The 17970-nt window shown below is 62.5% G+C and carries 13 protein-coding genes; 2 read left to right on the forward strand and 11 right to left on the reverse strand.

Going from position 1 to position 17970, the window contains the following annotated elements; translation table 11 throughout:
- Window positions 1–20: 20 nt before the first annotated feature.
- Genes EIY72_RS16445 through EIY72_RS16460 form a run of 4 tightly spaced genes read right to left on the reverse strand, consistent with a single transcriptional unit; the run spans window position 21 to window position 4210 of the window.
- The gene (locus EIY72_RS16445; protein ID WP_093221083.1) at window positions 21–1055 is read right to left on the reverse strand and encodes a DUF2955 domain-containing protein; all 1035 of its coding nucleotides are present in this window, start codon (window positions 1053–1055) and stop codon (window positions 21–23) included.
- Window positions 1045–2163 (reverse strand): HlyD family secretion protein, encoded by a 1119-nt coding sequence (locus EIY72_RS16450; protein WP_093221081.1) that lies wholly within the window; start codon window positions 2161–2163, stop codon window positions 1045–1047. The genes EIY72_RS16445 and EIY72_RS16450 overlap by 11 nt, the downstream gene beginning before the upstream one ends.
- On the reverse strand, window positions 2156–3667 hold the full coding sequence (locus tag EIY72_RS16455) for an efflux transporter outer membrane subunit (protein ID WP_093221078.1): 1512 nt from the start codon (window positions 3665–3667) through the stop codon (window positions 2156–2158). The genes EIY72_RS16450 and EIY72_RS16455 overlap by 8 nt, the downstream gene beginning before the upstream one ends.
- A 33-nt stretch (window positions 3668–3700) precedes the next feature.
- Window positions 3701–4210, reverse strand: a complete 510-nt coding sequence (locus EIY72_RS16460; RefSeq protein ID WP_093221076.1) for a hypothetical protein — start codon at window positions 4208–4210, stop codon at window positions 3701–3703.
- A 194-nt stretch (window positions 4211–4404) separates the two neighbouring features.
- Here EIY72_RS16460 and EIY72_RS16465 point away from each other — a divergent pair, with 194 nt between their 5' ends.
- Window positions 4405–6105: an aspartate:alanine exchanger family transporter gene (locus tag EIY72_RS16465; RefSeq protein ID WP_093221073.1), complete on the forward strand. Its 1701-nt coding sequence runs from the start codon at window positions 4405–4407 to the stop codon at window positions 6103–6105.
- Between the two features lie 96 nt (window positions 6106–6201).
- On the opposite strand, the gene EIY72_RS16470 is transcribed toward EIY72_RS16465, so the two are convergent.
- From EIY72_RS16470 to EIY72_RS16485, 4 genes are all read right to left on the reverse strand, one after another.
- The gene (locus EIY72_RS16470; protein WP_093221070.1) at window positions 6202–7716 is read right to left on the reverse strand and encodes a nucleobase:cation symporter-2 family protein; all 1515 of its coding nucleotides are present in this window, start codon (window positions 7714–7716) and stop codon (window positions 6202–6204) included.
- 132 nt (window positions 7717–7848) lie between these two features.
- Window positions 7849–9207 (reverse strand): 8-oxoguanine deaminase, encoded by a 1359-nt coding sequence (locus EIY72_RS16475; RefSeq protein ID WP_093221067.1) that lies wholly within the window; start codon window positions 9205–9207, stop codon window positions 7849–7851.
- A gap of 417 nt (window positions 9208–9624) precedes the next feature.
- On the reverse strand, window positions 9625–11478 hold the full coding sequence (locus EIY72_RS16480) for an ABC transporter ATP-binding protein (RefSeq protein ID WP_093221064.1): 1854 nt from the start codon (window positions 11476–11478) through the stop codon (window positions 9625–9627).
- A gap of 228 nt (window positions 11479–11706) precedes the next feature.
- The gene (locus tag EIY72_RS16485) at window positions 11707–13098 is read right to left on the reverse strand and encodes an aldehyde dehydrogenase family protein (protein WP_093221058.1); all 1392 of its coding nucleotides are present in this window, start codon (window positions 13096–13098) and stop codon (window positions 11707–11709) included.
- A gap of 100 nt (window positions 13099–13198) precedes the next feature.
- Between EIY72_RS16485 and ptrR the strand changes: the two genes are divergently transcribed.
- On the forward strand, window positions 13199–14080 hold the full coding sequence (gene ptrR / locus EIY72_RS16490) for a putrescine utilization regulator PtrR (protein ID WP_093221053.1): 882 nt from the start codon (window positions 13199–13201) through the stop codon (window positions 14078–14080).
- Here ptrR and EIY72_RS16495 read toward each other — a convergent pair.
- The 3 genes from EIY72_RS16495 to cysD form a co-directional block, all read right to left on the reverse strand.
- Window positions 14069–14857 carry an SDR family oxidoreductase gene (locus tag EIY72_RS16495; RefSeq protein WP_093221048.1) on the reverse strand — a complete coding sequence of 263 codons (789 nt, stop codon included), beginning with the start codon at window positions 14855–14857 and terminating at the stop codon, window positions 14069–14071. The two genes, ptrR and EIY72_RS16495, sit on opposite strands and share 12 nt — an antisense overlap.
- 209 nt (window positions 14858–15066) lie before the next feature.
- Window positions 15067–16959, reverse strand: coding sequence for a sulfate adenylyltransferase subunit CysN (gene cysN, locus EIY72_RS16500; protein WP_093221043.1), 1893 nt, complete (start codon window positions 16957–16959; stop codon window positions 15067–15069).
- The gene (cysD, locus tag EIY72_RS16505; protein WP_093221038.1) at window positions 16959–17900 is read right to left on the reverse strand and encodes a sulfate adenylyltransferase subunit CysD; all 942 of its coding nucleotides are present in this window, start codon (window positions 17898–17900) and stop codon (window positions 16959–16961) included. Before cysD ends, cysN begins: the two co-directional genes overlap by 1 nt.
- Between the last annotated feature and the right edge of the window lie 70 nt (window positions 17901–17970).

Here is a 17970-nt window from a genome sequence, read left to right on the forward strand (position 1 = left end):
CGTCCAAGCCTGATACTTGCTCACTGCCGGGTTTGCGGCCCTTGGCGACGTTGGCGCCGGGTGTCGAGCACATACACCATGGCGCAGGCATACAAGGTGACCAGAATGAACAGGCCCATGCGTATGGCGAAGGCGGTGTAGACGTCCTTGCCAGCGGCGCTGTCCTGCACCGATTGGCCGAGCAGAATGATCAGGGTCGCCAGGGTGTTGAGCCAGAACCCCGGTGTTTGCCGGCTCTTGCCCAGGCCGTAGAGCTGTCTGGCGGCCAGCAGGGCGAACAGCAGCATCCACAGGAAAAACATCCACAGATTAACGAACAGGCTCAGCGCGCACCAGAACAGGATCGCCATCAGGCCGCCGAGCAGGGTTGAACCGAGCAGTTCCTGGCCGGCGCTGCGGGCGCTGGTCGCGCAGCTTTGCTGACCGAGGCTGACGGCTTTCATGATGATCGGCAGGTAGCTGGCCGGGTCAATCATCGCCAGCAGGAAGGTCGGCAACACGACTAACGTGGCCCGCAGCGCCAGCCAGCCGCTTTCCTCAGGGGACAGTGCCGGAGCGGGTTTCGCCGCGGGAGCGCTGGCTGGTTCGGGAAACAGCCAGTGGCTGATGGTCAGTGTGGTGACGGCCAGCAGCAATCCTTTCACCAAGGCACCTATCACCATCATCGCCAGACTGAAGGCTGCGGTGCCGGCGGAGCTGATCATCGTCAGCCCCACCACCAGAAACGTGGCCACCAGCGGGTTGCCGCCACGCAAGCCATAACTGAAGGCGAGGATCAGGCACAGGCCGACCAGCAACACGCCAGTGACCGGGTAGTAGCGCAACAGGGGAATCAACAGCAGGCCACTGCCGGTTGTCAGCAGCAGTACCAGGATCAGGCCCAGGCTGGCCTTGAACGGCAGCGGCCGGTTCATCGCCGCGAGCATCATCAGCGCCAGCAGCGGGGCGAGGAACGGGATAGGCAAGGCCAGGCCAAAACTCGCCGCCAGGCACAACGCCGTGCCGAAGCTCAGGCGCAGTGCGCGCTGGACGCGGGCAGGGCGCTCAATACGCATAGGACATCCAGCTCATCAGGCGCAGGAACAGGCGCCCGAGCAGGTTCAGCGGATTGCCCTCATCGGGGAACGCCATGACTTCGGCCTGTCCGCCAGCGCGGATGCCCTGCGGGCTGGTCAACTCGCCGGCTTCGAACTCGATGATCACCGGGAAGCGCTGGGCCGGACGCAGCCAGTCCCGGCTGTTCTCGACTTTCGGCAGGCTGCCGGGTTGGGTGGTCTGGCCGATGTCCACACCGAAACCGACACTGCGCACGTGGCCTTTGAAAATCTGTCCGGGCAAGGCATCGAGGACGATGGACACCGGCGTTCCCGGCTGGACCCGGCCCAGGTTGTTTTCGGTCATGTCGGCGCTGATCCAGACGTCATGGATCGCGATCAAGGTCATGACCGGCGAACCCGCCGCTGCGAACTGGCCGACATCGGTACGCAAGTCGGTGATCAGCCCGGCAGAGCGGGCGCGGACCTGGGTGTTGCTCAAATCCAGCTCGGCTTTTTCCAGGTTGCTGGCGGCGCTGAGCAACTGCGCGTTTTCCGTTTCATTGCCACCTTGTTGCTCCCGTGCGCGCTGCACTTCGGCCTTGGCCGCGGCCACCTGGCTGATGGACTCTTCGAGGGTGGCGCGGGATATTTCCAGACGCCGCAGCGAGATGGTGCCGGGGTCTTCGCGGTACAGCCGTTCCAGGCGCTGAATGTCCTGGCGGGCCTTGAGCTCGTTGGCCTGGGCTGCGCGCAGCGAGGCTTGCTTGGAGTCGACACCGGCGGTGTTGGCGCCAACCTGGCGACGGGTCGACTCGAGGTCGGCGCGGGCGCGATCGACAGCGATCTGGTATTGCTGCGGGTTGACTTCAAAGAGCAATTCGCCGGCTTTGACATCCTGGTTGTTGCGCACATTGACCTTGATCACCCGGCCCGACACTTCGGCCGCTACCGGCACCACGAAGGCCTGCACCCGCGCCTGTTGCGTATAGGGCGTGAAGCGATCGGCCAACAGGTACCAGACCAGGCTGAGGATGATCAGCAGCGCCACCCAGCGCGTGGTTTTCCTGACCGGGTCAGCGGCGCTGGCCGGTGGGTGGGTGTCGACCGGTTGCGGGCTGTCAGTCATGGTGTGATTCCTTGGGATCGTCGAGTAGATCGCCCCAGTCGGTGCGTTGTTGCATCTGTTGGCGGGTGGCCGGGTCGACCATCGGCCGATCGCTGTACCAGCCTCCGCCCACGGCCTTGTACAGGGCGATCAGATTGTTCACGGCAGTGCCGCGATTGACCAGGTAGATATCCTGCTGGGCAAACAGTGCACGCTGGGCGTCCAGCACCCGCTGGAAGTCCGAATAGCCTTCACGATACTGGGCGCTGGCCAGGGTCACGGAACGTTCGGCGGCGATCGAGGCTTCGCGCAGAATCTGCTCACGCTCCAGCGCCTTGGTCAGACCGGTCGCGGCATCGTCCGCTTCGCGGGCGGCCTGACGTACGCTGTCCTGGTAGATCACGATCAATTGCTGCAGGCGCGCATCCTGCACCCGTACGTTATTGGTGATGCGGCCGTGGTCGAAGATGTCCCAGCGCAGGCTGGGCCCGCCCACCAGGTCGAGGGAATTGGAGGCTCCGCTGAGCGAGCTGGTGGACCATACGATGCTGCCCAACAGGCTGATGGATGGGTAAAGGTCGGCCTCGGCCACCCCGATCAAGGCTGACTGCGCCGCCACCTGCAGCTCGGCCGCGCGGACATCGGGACGGCGCACCAACAGGTTGGCGGGAACGTCCTGCAGCACAGCGGTATCGAGCAGCGGGACCACGCCGGCGTTGCGCGCAAGCTCGGGGAGAGCGCCGGGTGGCCGGCCGATCAGGGTCGACAGGGCATTGCGAAAGGCCGCCACCTGGCTCTCGAAGTCAGGGATGGTGCTCAAGGTGCCCAGGTACTGGGTCTTGGCCTGTTGCAGGTCGAGTTCGGCTTCGGCGCCGCTGTTGAACAGGCGCTCGGTGATTTCGTAGCTGCGTTTTTGCAGTCGGGCGTTACTGCGGGCAATTTGCAGGCGCGCTTCGGCGGTGCGCAGGGCGTAATAGGTTTGCGCCAGTTGTGCGTGCAACAGCACCAGGGCGTTTTCGTAATTGGCCTGGGCGGCAAACCAGGACGCGTCGGCCGACTCGATAGCCCGGCTGAAGCGCCCCCAGAAATCCAGTTCCCAGCCGAGATCGAAGCCGGTGCTGTACTGCCACGAATGGCTGTCCTGGGGGTTGCTGCCAGCCCATTGCCGACGGTTCTGGTACAGGCTGTCGGCACTGACTTGCTGCAATTGCGGGTAGCGGCCGCTCAGGGCGATGCCCAGTTGGGCGCGGGCTTCCATGACCCGCAGGCCGGCCACCTGCAAGTCGGCATTGTGGGCGTCGGCGTCGGCCATCAACTGGTCCAGCACCGGATCGCCGAACACCTGCCACCACTGGCGGCTGTCCGGCTGGGCGCGCTGTTGAGCGGCGAGCTGCAGCGCCGGGCTGTTCCAGTGTTCCACCCAGGGCTGGGCCGGGGAATGGAAGTCCGGGCCAAGGCGCACGCAGCCGCCGAGAACGAGAGTGCCACACAACAGGAGCCGGCTGATGCGAGCAAGACAGGGCATCAAGCTAGGACTCCTCAACCTGACGAACACTCATCATTGCTTGGGCGGGAGCGGGCCGATGAACATCACCTTCAACCTATCACGACCAATCACGCGGGCCAGCTCGGCGATCACGCAATACATGAATATCAGGGTAATGAGCAGAATCTGGATGGCCCAAAAGCGCGGCCAGTTGATCGAGGACCACAGCAGGGCGTTGGCATCGGCAAACCCGGGCGCCTCTTTCCAGTAATCGTACAGTCGCTCCAGGTAATGCACGATCAGTGCGACCAGGGCATACATGCAGGTTTTCCAGGTGACGTTCCAGATCAGCGGTTTATCGGGAAAGCGATTGATGAAGGGCAACATGTCCGCGATCAGAACGCATTTGCCAAGCACCAGGGAGGCGATCAGCACAGACGCCGATACGGGCAAATCGACCCCCGACCCCTTGATCATCAGCGCCCGTATCAGGGCCACGATGTGCAAAATCACGAAAAAGAAAATGGTCGGCGGGAGTACCTTCATGAACTCATGTTTGATCTTGTGCAGTACCGTGCTCATGTCGACGTCCTATGATCGAAAAGTCATGTCATTTCACCAGGCTGTATAGAGCCTAGACACCCCAAGGCTTTTCGCCTTGCTGCGGGAAAAAAAAGCAACGTTCGCTGCAGGGCAACCGCCACGGATTCTCGCGCTACGCTTTTGTCTGGGTTTTGCTGATCTCAGGTGTCAACGCAGCGAAAGAGGAGTCGACCGTGCTGGCAATCTTCACGTTTCTCAATGCCAACCCCTACATGTTGTTGTTCCTGGTGGTCAGCCTGGCGGTACTGATCGGTCGCTTCACGATCAAGGGTTATGGGCTGGGCACAGTAGGCGGTGCCATTGTGGTGGGCTCCGGCATTGCCATTGCCGCTTCGCTCTATGGCATCACGTTCAAACTAGACACCTTCACCATGAACCTCTTCTACTACCTGTTCATGTATGGGGTAGGGCTGCGGGTCGGCCCATCGTTTCTCAATAGCCTCAAGGACGATGGGCTGAAGTTCACCCTGCTGGCGGTGATCTGCAGTCTGGCCAGCCTTGCCGTGGTGGTACTGGGAACCCGTCTCCTGCACCTGCCGACCGGCGCGGCTGGCGGCATCCTCGCCGGGGCCACGACCATGTCGTCGGCCATCGGCTCGGCTGAGCAGGCAGTGGCCTCCGGTGCCGTCAAACTCGCCCCCGGAGAGACCCTCGAGGGGGTGTCGGCAATGATCGCCTTGTCCTATGGCATCACTTACACCTGGGGCACTGTCGGTATTGTCCTGATCTGCAAATACATGCCGCGCTGGTGGGGCATCGATGCCAAGGCGGCGGCCCGTCGCTATGAGGAGGAGCATGGCATGCACGAAGTCGAGGATGACGGCCTGACCTCCAACGCGTCCTTCGGCCTGCGCGCTTATCGCCTGGAAAACCCTGGGACCATCGGCTTGAGCATCCGCGAGTTCATCGCTCGATACTTGGAATATCGCATCGTCAACGTCCATCGTGGCGGTGAATCGATAGGCGCGGACCCTGAAATCCGTCTGCAGGCTGGGGATGTGATTGCCCTTGGCGGCACCCGTGCAGGCCTGACGTCGAACATCGGGCTGATCGGCCCGGAAGTCGATAACGCCAAGGCGCTTGCCGTACCCCTGGACCATGCGCAGATCCTGGTGACCGAGAAATCTGTGATCGGCAAGAAGCTCAAGGAATTTCGCGGACTGGACCTGGCCGGGCAGCTGCAACTGACGCGTATCCAGCGCGCCGGTGTCCCGCTACCGGTAGGGCCCGAAACGGCATTGCAACGCCGCGATGTGCTGTTCGTCACCGGCCTGTCCGCCGCCGTGCAACGTGCTGGCGAGTTGTTTGGTGTGATCGCCCGACCAAGCAGCATGACCGATCTGCTGACACTGTTCGTCGGGATGACCCTGGGGCTGTTGATCGGTCTGGTCCAGTTTCCGGCCTTCGGCGCATCGGTGGGCCTGGGCAGCGCTGGTGGCCTGATGGTGTCGGGCATCATCGTTTCGTCGCTGTCCTCGCGATTGCGCTTCTTCGGCAATACACCTGATGCGGCGCGCAACATCCTTGAGGACATCGGTTTGCTGGTGTTCGTAGCCATTGTCGGGATCAACGCCGGCGCCACCCTGCTGGGCCAACTGAGCGGCATGCTTGCCGTGCAGATATTCCTGGTGGGCTTCTTCGTGTGCACGCTGCCACCTTTCGCCGTCTGGGTGGTCGGTTATCACCTGATGAAGATCAATCCCGCGGTGCTGATGGGCGGCATGGCCGGCGCTCGCAGCCACTCAGGGCCGTGCCAGGAAGCCGCGACGGAAATCGGCAGCAACGTGCCGTGGGTGGGTTTTCCCGTGGCCTTTGCCGTTTCGGGAATTCTGCTGACGGTCCTGGGCTACTTCGCCATGGTCCTCGCCAATTGAGTTGGCCCGCAGGAACCGCTGGGGTTCCCACGGGCTAGCGACTGCCGGGCGCTCGAGTGTGTCTGGCAGTCGGCAGGTCAGCGCGTTGCCGGTCGTTTAATGCATCGACTCGACACGCTTTTTACGCGGCGGCGGGACATCGGCAGACTCTTCATCGGCTTCCACGATCGGCACTTCCTTGCCGTCGCAGTCGAACAGCTTGCCATCGCGGAAGAAATCGCCATCGTTGAGCCCGGCGATATCCCGGTAGCGCAAGGTGCGTTCGCTGGCGGCGACGAACACTGACTGCTGGTCCGAGTTGCCAGCCCGCAGATGGTTGAACAGCAGATTGAGCAGGATGGCCATGATCGCCGACGAGCTGATACCCGAGTGGAAAATGGTTTCGAACCAGGCCGGGAAGTGATGGTAGAAGTTCGGTGCCGCGATCGGGATCATGCCAAAGCCGATCGACGTGGCGACGATGATCAGGTTCATGTTGTTGCGATAGTCCACCTGGGCCAGCGTACGAATGCCACTGGCCGCGACGGTACCGAACAGCACCAGACCGGCGCCGCCGAGGACGGCGGTGGGCACGGCGGCAACCAGTCGGCCCATGACCGGCAGTAACCCGAGCACCACCAGGATCAGGCCCGCGAAAGCCACCACATAACGACTCTTCACGCCGGTCACGGCCACCAGGCCGACGTTCTGCGCAAAGGCACTCTGGGTGAAGGAGCCGAACAGCGGGGCCAGGGCACTGGAAATCATGTCGGCCCGCAGGCCGTTGCCAAGGCGTTTGGAGTCGACGCGGGTGCCGATGATGTCGCCGACGGCAAGAATGTCCGCAGAGGTCTCGACCATGGTCACGATGATCACGATCAGCATCGAAAGGATCGCAGCGACCTGGAATTGCGGCGCACCCAGCGGCAGGATTTCCGGCATTGCCACCCATGGCCCGGCCAGTGCGCGGGAGAAGTCGGCCATGCCGAAGGCCATGGCGGCCAGGGTGCCCATGACAATCGCCAGCAGAATGGACAGGCGCGAAATACTCGCGCTGCCCAATTTGCTCAGCAGCAACACGCAGGCCAGGGTAAAGGCCGCCAGGGAGATGTTCGCCGTGCTGCCAAAGTCAGCCGCCTGGCTGTTGCCACCCATGGCCCAGCGCGCGGTCACCGGCATCAGGGTCAGGCCGATCGTGGTGATGACAATGCCCGTCACCAGCGGCGGAAAGAACTTGATGATGCGCGAGAACAGCGGCGTGATCAGCAAGCCGATCAACGACGACACGATCACCGCCCCGTAGACCACGGACAGGCCGGCAGTGCCGTCGTTGCCGATGATGGCAACCATGGTCGCGACGCTGGCGAAGGACACCCCTTGCACCAGGGGCAGGCGGCAGCCGAAGAACGGGACGCCCAGTGTTTGCAGCAAGGTCGCCAGGCCACCGGCGAACAGCGAGGCAGCGATCAGCAGGCCGACCTGGGCCGCAGAAAGGCCGGCGGCCTGGCCGATGATCAGCGGCACGGCGATCATGCCGCCGTACATGGTCAGTACATGTTGCAGACCGTAGGCCAGGTTGGCACCGATGCCGAGGTTCTCGTCTTCCGGGCGAGATGAAGCGGGAGAAGTCATAGTGAGTAGCTCGCTTTTGTTATTGTCATGCGTCTAACAGCACGATCTCAGTCGCGTTCGATGAGTTCTGTATTTGCAACAGGCAGCTGCCCAACCGTTGCACCTATGGCGCAGTGCAACGGTCCGGGCCGGTCACTCGCCGCTGACCAACTGACGGGCCAACTGGTTGTGGCGCTCCAGGACCAGAGGCAGGTCGACGGTGGTGATACGGCCGTCCTTGACCACCACACGGCCGTTGATCACGCTGGTGTCGACGTGGGTTGGCGTGCAGAACACCAGGGCCGCCAACGGGTCGTGATGGGCACCGGCATAGGCCACGTGGCCCATATCGAACGCCACGAAGTCGGCCACCATGCCCGGTGCCAGGGCACCGATATCATTGCGGTTGAGCACCTTGGCGCTGCCCAGCGTGGCGATCTCCAGTGCCTCCCGTGCCGTCATCGCATCCGGCCCAAAACCGACCCGTTGCAGCAGCAGCGCCTGGCGCACTTCGCCGATCATGCTGGCACCGTCGTTGGAGGCCGAACCGTCGACACCCAGGCCCACCGGCACGCCGTGGTCGCGCATCTTGCGGATCGGCGCGATCCCCGACGCCAGGCGCATGTTCGAGCAAGGGCAGTGGGCGACGCCGGTGCCGGTACGGGCGAACAGTTCAATGCCGTGCTGGTCCAGCTGCACACAGTGCGCGTGCCAGACATCGTGGCCGACCCAGCCGAGGTCTTCGGCGTATTCGGCCGGGGTCATGCCGAATTTTTCGCGGCTGTAGGCGATGTCGTTGACGTTTTCCGCCAGGTGCGTATGCATCGACACCCCGTACTGGCGGGCCAGTACCGCAGCCTCGCGCATCAGGTCGCGGCTTACCGAGAAAGGCGAGCAGGGCGCCACCACCACACGCAGCATCGAGCCATGGCGGGCATCGTGGTAGTCCTCGATCAGGCGCTGGGACTCCTTGAGGATGTCGCCTTCCTTCTCCACCACCGAGTCAGGCGGCAGACCGCCCTGGCTGCGGCCGACGCTCATGCTGCCGCGCGCAGCATGGAAACGCATGCCGATTTCTTCAGCGGCATGAATGCTGTCGTCCAGCTTGCAGCCGTTGGGGTAGATGTACAGGTGGTCGCTGGAGGTGGTGCAGCCGGAGAGGATCAGCTCGGCCATCGCGGTCTGGGTCGATACCGCGATCATTTCCGGGGTCATGCGGGCCCAGATCGGGTACAGGTTGGTCAGCCAGTTGAACAACTCGCCATCCTGCGCCGCCGGCACCACGCGGGTGAGGCTCTGGTACATGTGGTGGTGGGTGTTGATCAGGCCTGGAATGACCACTTTGCCGGTCATGTCGAGGATTTCGTCAGCGTGCCGGGGCAGAGTGTCGCTTGGGCCGACCTGTCTGATCAGGTTGTCCTCGATGTACATGCCGCCGTTTTTAATCTCGCGGCGTTCGCCATCCATGGTCACCAGCAGCGTGGCGTTCTTGACCAGTAGAGTCTTGGGCATAGGTAGTCCTCTGCGTTTGCAGTTGGGTTCAACGGGATTCTTGCAAGACGTGAGCTAAGCCATGACGGCCGGGCTCATCCACACTGGATAGCGGTGTGTCCAGGAGGGCGGAACAAAGAGGGGGGATTGCGTAATCGACTGTTCAGTCGAGTAGCGTGCCGAGCGATGAGCGCCTTCGGCAGAAGGCGTTCATGGGGTTCAAGCTGAAAAGGGATGTGCATGGTTGTGACCATCGCAATACGCAGCGGCGATTACCGCTGTCGTAGGCGCGGACGAATGTAACCAGAATTGTTATTTATTGTATACAAGAAATGTATTTCACCGGTCTCAGCGGAGCTTGTTGCCTTAATAGCGCTATGGCAGGTGCTGCTCGGCAGTCATGCGACCCGGCCATTGGCCAGGCCGCTCGCGCTGACGTTACTCCATGGCTTCCATCACGCCTTGATCCTCTCCCAGAAAGCCGCCGCTCTGGTGGTGCCATAACCGCGCATACGTGCCGTTTTTACTCAGCAGCTCGGCATGGGTGCCCTGTTCGATGATGCGTCCCTCATCCATGACGACCAGCCGGTCCATCGCGGCAATCGTCGACAGCCGGTGGGCGATGGCGATCACGGTCTTGCCCTGCATCATTTCATCCAGGCTCTCCTGAATCGCCACCTCGACCTCCGAATCCAACGCGCTGGTGGCTTCGTCGAGCAGCAGGATCGGCGCGTTCTTGAGCATCACCCGGGCAATCGCCACCCGTTGGCGCTGGCCACCGGACAGCTTGATACCGCGTTCACCGACCAGGGTGTCGTAGCCGGTATGCCCTTGGGGATCGCTGAGCTGGCTGATGAAACCGTCGGCTTGGGCGTTGGCTGCGGCCCTGCGGACCTGCGCGTCGGTCGCATCGGGGCGGCCGTAGGCGATGTTGTCGCGAATGGAACGGTGCAGCAGTGAGGTGTCCTGGGTGACCATGCCGATCGCGCCGCGCAGGCTGTCCTGTGTCACCTGCGCGATGTCCTGCCCGTCAATGCGAATCTGTCCGCTGTCGACGTCATAGAAGCGCAGCAGCAAGTTGATCAAGGTGGATTTGCCGGCGCCAGAGCGACCCACCAGGCCGATTTTTTCGCCCGCACGGATGTTCAGGCTCAGGCCATCGAGCACCTGGCGTTCACCGCTGTAGTTGAAGCTCACCTTGTCGAACGTGACCGCGCCACCGTCGGTGACCAGCACGCCGGCGTCCGGTGCGTCCTGCACCTTCGGCCCGCGGGTCAGGGTGGCCATGCCATCCTGGACGGTGCCGATGCTCTCGAACAGCGAGGTCATCTGCCACATGATCCAGTGGGACATGCCGTTGATGCGCAAGGCCATCGCGGTGATTGCCGCCACCGCGCCGGCGCCGACTTCACCCTGGTGCCAGAGCCACAGGGCGTAACCACCGGCGGCCATGATCAACGCCACCACCAAGGCCTGGTTGACGATCTCGAACTGACTGACCAGGCGCATCTGGCGAAAACCGGTCTGTTTGAAGTCCTCCATCGCCGCTCGGGCGAAGTGTGCCTCGCGGTTGGAGTGAGAGAACAATTTCACCGTGGTGATGTTGGTGTAGGCGTCCGAGATACGTCCGGTCATCATCGACCGCGCATTGGCCTGTTCCTGGCCGACCTTGCCCAGGCGCGGCACGAAGTACAGCATGGCGACGCCGAACAGCGCGACCCAGGCGAGAAAAGGCAGCATCAGCTTCAGCGCGAAGCCGCCGGCCAGTGCGATGATCGCAATGAAATACACGCCTATCCCGGGGGCGATCTCGATCAGGGTGAACAGCACATCACGCACCGCCAGCGCCGTCTGCATGACCTTGGTGGTGACCCGCCCGGAAAACTCATCGGAGAAAAACGACAGGCTCTGCCGCAGCATCAGCCGATGGAAGTCCCAGCGCAGGCGTAATGGCAGGTTGATCGCCAATATCTGGTGCTGGACCATGGTCCGCAACGCGACCAGCCCGACACTGGTGACCATGACGATGCCGATGCCCCACAAAACGCGGGTTTCCTGGGCAGCCGCTTCACCACCGGCCTGCCAGGTCGAGAGCAGGTCAACGACCTGGCCAAGGAAGGAAAACAGCCAGGCTTCGTAAATCGACACCGCAGCACTGAGCAGGGCAAACGCGAGGATGTAACCGCGCGCACCTCGGGTACAGGCCCACAGGAAACGCGCCAGGCCGACCGGTGGCGGGGGGACTTCGTCTGGCGGAAAAGGGTCGAGCTTGCGTTCAAATGCTCCAAGCATGGTGTTCTCCAAAACAATCCAGTTGAGGAGATTCTGCCATTGATCGCTGGCCTTGAGGGTTTTGCCCGTCAGGGCTGTGCCGCGATTGCCGGGTTGGTAGCGCGAAGCGCGGACCGGCAGGGTCTGCGCTTGCCCATCAGAATGCGACCTTCACGCCGACCATCCCGTCGTAGCCGTGGCTATCGCCGTCAATTGATGGAGCCTGGTTTTCAGGCCCCATCCCTGCACTCAGCGACGATCCAGCCACACCGTCTGCGCGTTGCAGAACTCACGCACGCCGAAATGCGACAGCTCGCGGCCAAAGCCGCTTTTCTTCACGCCGCCGAAGGTGACACGAGGGTCGCTGGCACTGTAGCCGTTGATGAACACGCCACCGGTTTCCAGTTGGTCGGCGATTTTGCCCGCCAGTTGCAGATCGCGGGTATAGATGGTTGCGGTCAGGCCGAACTCGCTGTCATTGGCCAACGCCAGCGCATGGTCGGCATCGCGCGCCGTGATGATCGATGCCACCGGGCCGAACAGTTCCTGTTTGAACGACGTCATCTGGTCCGTGACGTTGGCCAGCACCGTAGGCTCATAGTAGTTGCCCGGGCCTTCAGCCTTCTTGCCACCCAGCAGCAAGGTGGCGCCTTCTTCCAGCGTGTCCCGTACCTGCTGGTCCAGTTCGTCGCGCAGATCGAAGCGCGCCATCGGGCCAATGTAGGTTTGGGTGGACAGTGGATCGCCGATCACCAGCGCGCGCGTGGCTTCGACGAATTTGCGCGTGAACTCCTCGACTACGCCTTGCTCGACGATCAAGCGCTTGGCAGCTGCGCAGACTTGCCCGGTGTTCTGATAACGGCCAATCACGGCGGCTTTCACCGCTTCGTCGAGGTCGGCATCGTTGAGCACGATGAACGGATCGGAACCGCCGAGCTCCAGCACACACTTCTTCAGCGCTGCGCCGGCCTGGGAGCCGATGGCCATGCCGGCGCGGACGCTGCCGGTGAGGGTCACGGCGGCAATGCGCGGGTCGGCAATGGCGGTGGAGACACCCTGGGGCGTGACGTTGATCACTTCAAATACGCCTTCGCCGAAGCCGGCCTGCTTGAAGGCTTCCAGCAGCAGGTAGGCGCTGCCCATCACGTTCGGCGCGTGTTTAAGCACGTAGGTATTGCCGGCGAGCAGGGTAGGGACCGCACCGCGCAGCACTTGCCAGATCGGGAAGTTCCACGGCATCACCGCCAGAATCGGGCCGAGCGGGCGATATTCGATGCGCGCCTTGCCGCCTTCGACCAGCGTCGCCTCGGCATCGAGCATGGCCGGGCCGTGTTCGGCGTACCACTCACACAGTTGTGCGCATTTTTCGATCTCGCCACGGGCCTGGTTGATGGGCTTGCCCATTTCCAGGGTGATCATGTTGGCCATCGCCGCAACGTTGTCGCGCAGCGCCTTGGCCAGTGCGATCAACAATTGCGCACGGTGTGCCACCGGCTCGTTGCGCCACACGCGAAACCCGGCTGCCGAGCGGGCCAGCGCGGCTTGCAGCGCAGCATCGGACTCGTATGCGTAGTGAGCGATCTGCTCGCCGCTGGTGGGGTTGATCGAAATAGCGTGGGTGAGGGGAGTTATGTTTGTCATGACACCGTCCTGCCAAGTGGGAATGTGCTCAGATTACGGTGGCGTTCGGCTTCTTGAAACTGAATAATACTGAGCACAACATTCACGTTTGGAGAATGACTTGGATCTGGTGCAACTGGAAATATTCAAAGCGGTGGCCGAGCACGGCAGCATCAGCGTGGCCGCCCAGCACATCCATCGTGTGCCCTCGAACCTGACGACCCGGATCAAGCAGCTGGAGCAGGACCTGGGCGTCGACCTGTTCATCCGCGAGAAAAGCCGCCTGCGCCTGTCACCGGCAGGCTGGAGCTTCCTCGATTACGCCCGGCGCATCCTTGATCTGGTTCAGGAAGCTCGGGCCACGGTGGCTGGCGCGGAACCGCAAGGCCCGTTCGCCCTCGGTTCGCTGGAAAGCACGGCAGCGGTGCGCATCCCCGAGTTGCTGGCGGCCTACAACCAGAAACACGCCAAGGTCGAACTGGACCTGTCCACCGGCCCGTCTGGAACCATGATCGACGGAGTGCTGTCCGGACGGCTGGCCGCCGCGTTTGTCGATGGTCCGGTGTTACACCCGGCGCTGGAAGGCGTCGCAGCGTTCGAGGAAGAGATGGTGCTGATCGCGCCGTTGAACCACGCACCGATCCTCCGCGCACAAGACGTGAACGGCGAAAACATCTACGCCTTCCGCTCCAATTGCTCCTATCGCCATCACTTCGAAAACTGGTTTGCGAGCGATGCCGCGGTGCCGGGCAAGATTTTCGAAATGGAGTCCTATCACGGCATGCTCGCCTGTGTCAGCGCCGGTGCCGGCCTGGCCCTGATGCCGCGCAGCATGCTCGAGAGCATGCCGGGCTGCACCACGGTGAGTGTCTGGCCGTTGGCCGAGTCCTTTCGCTACTTGCGCACCTGGCTGGTGTGGCGCAGGGGCACGGTCTCGCAAAGCCTGACGATGTTCGTGCGCTTGCTGGAGGAGCGCTGCGCGGCGTCGGGCTTATTGACTTGAGCGAACGGCGCCACCGTCGATCAACAGGTTCTGCCCGGTCAGGTAACTTGCGTGCTGGCTGCAGACGAAGGCACACAGTGCGCCGAATTCCTCGGGCGTGCCAAAGCGTTTGGCCGGGATTTCGCGACGGTAATCGTCGAGGAAAGCTTCACTGTCCTGGCCCATTTCCTGTGCAGCTTCAACGAGGTTTTCCCGCAGCCGATCGGTATCGAAGGAGCCCGGTTGCAGATTGTTGATGGTCACGTTGCGACTGGCGATGCCGTCCTGGCGCGCAATGCCCGCAATGAAACCGGTCAGGCCGCTGCGTGCGCCATTGGACAGGCCCAGGCTTTCGATGGGTGATTTGACCGCGCTCGAGGTGATGTTGACGATCCGGCCGAAGCCGCGCTCCGCCATGCCATCCACCGTGGCCTTGATCAGCTCGATCGGGGTGAGCATGTTGGCATCCAGGGCCTTGAGCCAGGCATCGCGGTCCCATTCACGGAAATCCCCAGGAGGCGGCCCACCGGCATTGTTGATCAGGATATCGAAATGCCCATGCGCCGCCAGCGCAGCTGCACGACCTGCCGAGGTGGAAATATCGCCCGCGACGGCAATCACGCTGACCGCAGGGTTGAGCGCTCTCAACTGACGGGCCGTTTCTTCCAGCACCTGTTCGCCTCGAGCGGTGATCACAACATTCACGCCTTCGCTGACCAATGCCTGGGCACAGGCTTTACCCAAACCCTTGCTGGCCGCGCAGACCAGGGCCCAACGCCCGGCAATACCAAGGTTCATACGTGTTCTCCTGATGGCTGATGGAATGACGTGCAACGCGACGCCGGCCAACACCGGACCCGCTGCTGACGCGGGCTCATCAAATAGCATGGTATCCGGCCCCGTTGCCAGTGCTTGCTCCTGGTCTTGAGGACGCCTTCACATGCTCATGCTTGCCGGAGGTCAATGTATGGCAACCGCCGGCAAGCTGGCTTTTGTGGATGTACCGGTTACATCCTGAGCAGCCGCTCCACAATCCGCTCGGCCGCCGTTTCAGGTGACTCGCGTTGCGTGTCGATATGGATGTCCGGTGCCACCGGTGGCTCGTAGGGCGAGTCGATGCCGGTGAAGTTCTTCAGCTCGCCGCGTCGAGCTTTCTGGTAAAGGCCTTTCGGATCGCGCTGTTCGGCCACTTCCAGCGGCGCATCGATGTAGATTTCCAGGAAGTTGCCTTCTCCGGCCAGGTTGCGCGCCATGTCGCGCTCGGCGCGGAACGGCGAGATAAACGAGACGAGGGTTATCAGCCCGGCATCGAGCATCAGCTTCGCGACCTCGGCGACGCGGCGGATGTTTTCCACCCGGTCGGCCTCGGTGAAGCCCAAGTCGCGGTTCAGCCCGTGGCGTACGTTGTCGCCATCGAGCAGGTAGGTATGCCGGCCAAGGGTGTGCAGCTTACGCTCCACCAGGTTGGCAATGGTCGACTTGCCGGCTCCGGACAGCCCGGTGAACCACAGCACACGTGGTGTCTGGCCCTTGAGTTCGGCATGTGCCTGGCGGTTCACATCGATGGCCTGCCAGTGCACGTTCTGTGCGCGACGCAGTGCGAAGTGCAACATGCCGGCGCCTACCGTGCGGTTGTTCAGCCGGTCGATGATGATGAACCCACCGGTGTCGCGGTTATCGGCATAGGCATCGAAGGCGATGGAACGGTCCAGGTTAAGGTTGCAGACACCGATTTCATTCAGGTCCAGGGTGCGTGCCGCCAGATGTTCAAGGGTGTTCACGTCGACTCGATACTTGAGGTTGGCGCAGCTCATGCCAACCGTACGGCTGCCGATTTTCATCAGGTATGGGCGGCCGGGTAGCATGGCTTCTTCATCCATCCATACCAGGGTCGCCTCGAACTGGTCGGCCACCATTGGAGGAGCATCGGCGAGCGCGATCAGGTCACCGCGGCTGATGTCGATCTCGTCTTCCAGGGTCAGGGTCACCGCCTGGCCGCAGACGGCTTGCGCCTGCTCGCCGCCGGCGCCGAGGATGCCGGTCACTACGCTCTGCTGGCCGGAGGGCAGCACGCGGATGCGCTCGCCGACACGGATGTTGCCGGCGGCGATATTGCCGCTGTAGCCACGGAAGTCGAGGTTCGGCCGGTTGACCCATTGCACCGGTAGACGGAACGCCGCCTGGCTTTGTTGCGAGGCTTGGAGAGGTACGTTCTCCAGGTATTGCAGCAGGGTCGGTCCCTTGTACCACGGGGTATTCGGGCTGGCTTCAAGCATGTTGTCACCGCGCAGGGCAGACAATGGGATGCACTGGATGTCAGTGAGGCCGATCTGTTCGGCGAACGCGCGATAGTCGGCCTCGATGCGCTCGAAGACTTCCTGCGAGTAGTTCATCAGGTCGAGCTTGTTCACCGCCAGCACCACCTTGCGGATACCCAACAGGGATACCAGGTAGCTGTGGCGACGGGTCTGCACCAGCATGCCTTGGCGCGCGTCGATGAGGATCACCGCGAGGTCGGCGGTGGAGGCGCCGGTCACCATGTTGCGGGTGTACTGCTCATGGCCGGGGGTGTCGGCGACGATGAACTTGCGCTTATCGGTGGCGAAGAAACGGTAAGCCACGTCTATGGTGATGCCCTGTTCGCGCTCGGCGGCGAGGCCGTCCACCAGCAGGGCGAAGTCGAGTTCGTCGCCCTGTGTGCCGAGTTTCTTCGAGTCGGCTTCGAGCTGGCCAAGCTGGTCCTCGAACAACACCTTGGATTCATAGAGCAGGCGGCCGATCAGTGTGCTTTTGCCGTCGTCGACGCTACCGCAGGTGATAAACCGCAGCAGTTGTTTGTTCTGCTGTTGCTCAAGGTAAGGCTTCAGGTCGTCGCTAAGCTGTTCGGAAATGGCGTTCATCAGAAATACCCCTCTTGTTTCTTCTTCTCCATGGAACCGGCCGAGTCGCTGTCGATCAGGCGACCCTGGCGTTCCGAGGTTCGGCTCGCGAGCATCTCGCGGATGATCGCCGGCAGGCTGTCGGCGTCGCTTTCGATGGCGCCGGTGAGCGGATAGCAGCCGAGCGTGCGGAAGCGCACCTTGCGCATTTCGGGCGTTTCACCCGGCAGCAGCGGCATGCGCTCGTCGTCGACCATGATCAGCGTGCCGTCGCGGCGCACCACCGGGCGCTCGAGGGCCAAATACAGCGGCACGATGGGGATCTGTTCGAGGTAGATGTATTGCCAGATGTCCAGCTCGGTCCAGTTCGACAACGGGAACACCCGCAGGCTCTCGCCTTTGCGCTTGCGGGTGTTGTACAGCCGCCAAAGTTCCGGGCGCTGCTGCTTGGGGTCCCAGCGGTGTTGCTCGGAACGGATCGAGAACACCCGCTCCTTGGCCCGCGATTTCTCCTCGTCGCGGCGGGCGCCACCGAAGGCGGCATCGAAGCCAAAGTGGTCGAGTGCCTGTTTCAGGCCTTGGGTCTTCCACACATCGGTGTGCAGTGCCGAGCCGTGATCGAACGGGTTGATGTTCTTTTCCACGCCTGCGGGATTGACGTGCACCAACAGGTCCAGGCCCAGGCGTTGAACGGTCTGGTCGCGGAAGTCGATCATCTCGCGGAACTTCCAGGTGGTGTCTACGTGCAGCAGGGGGAAGGGCGGCTTCCCGGGGGCGAAGGCCTTCATCGCCAAATGCAGCATGACCGCACTGTCCTTGCCGATGGAGTAGAGCATCACCGGGTTCTCACACTCGGCAACCACCTCACGGATGATCTGGATGCTTTCCGCTTCCAGCCATTGCAAATGAGTCAACATCGAATACCTCCTCGTGTTCTGCCGGGTTTGTCCCCGACGTGGCATCACGGTAGGTAATGCGTCATCGACGATTCTTCGTCTGACCGGACGAGAAGACTGGCGGGTGATTCATGGG

It is taken from the genome of Pseudomonas vancouverensis, assembly GCF_004348895.1.
GTDB lineage: Bacteria > Pseudomonadota > Gammaproteobacteria > Pseudomonadales > Pseudomonadaceae > Aquipseudomonas > Aquipseudomonas vancouverensis.

Excerpts from the sequence above, each read along its gene's own strand:
- EIY72_RS16445 (WP_093221083.1), bottom strand. The coding sequence starts at position 1,055 with ATGCGTATTGAGCGCCCTGCCCGCGTCCAGCGCGCACTGCGCCTGAGC.
- EIY72_RS16450 (WP_093221081.1), bottom strand. The coding sequence starts at position 2,163 with ATGACTGACAGCCCGCAACCGGTCGACACCCACCCACCGGCCAGCGCC.
- EIY72_RS16455 (WP_093221078.1), bottom strand. The coding sequence starts at position 3,667 with ATGCCCTGTCTTGCTCGCATCAGCCGGCTCCTGTTGTGTGGCACTCTC.
- EIY72_RS16460 (WP_093221076.1), bottom strand. The coding sequence starts at position 4,210 with ATGAGCACGGTACTGCACAAGATCAAACATGAGTTCATGAAGGTACTC.
- EIY72_RS16470 (WP_093221070.1), bottom strand. The coding sequence starts at position 7,716 with ATGACTTCTCCCGCTTCATCTCGCCCGGAAGACGAGAACCTCGGCATC.
- EIY72_RS16475 (WP_093221067.1), bottom strand. The coding sequence starts at position 9,207 with ATGCCCAAGACTCTACTGGTCAAGAACGCCACGCTGCTGGTGACCATG.
- EIY72_RS16480 (WP_093221064.1), bottom strand. The coding sequence starts at position 11,478 with ATGCTTGGAGCATTTGAACGCAAGCTCGACCCTTTTCCGCCAGACGAA.
- EIY72_RS16485 (WP_093221058.1), bottom strand. The coding sequence starts at position 13,098 with ATGACAAACATAACTCCCCTCACCCACGCTATTTCGATCAACCCCACC.
- EIY72_RS16495 (WP_093221048.1), bottom strand. The coding sequence starts at position 14,857 with ATGAACCTTGGTATTGCCGGGCGTTGGGCCCTGGTCTGCGCGGCCAGC.
- cysN (WP_093221043.1), bottom strand. The coding sequence starts at position 16,959 with ATGAACGCCATTTCCGAACAGCTTAGCGACGACCTGAAGCCTTACCTT.
- cysD (WP_093221038.1), bottom strand. The coding sequence starts at position 17,900 with ATGCCACGTCGGGGACAAACCCGGCAGAACACGAGGAGGTATTCGATG.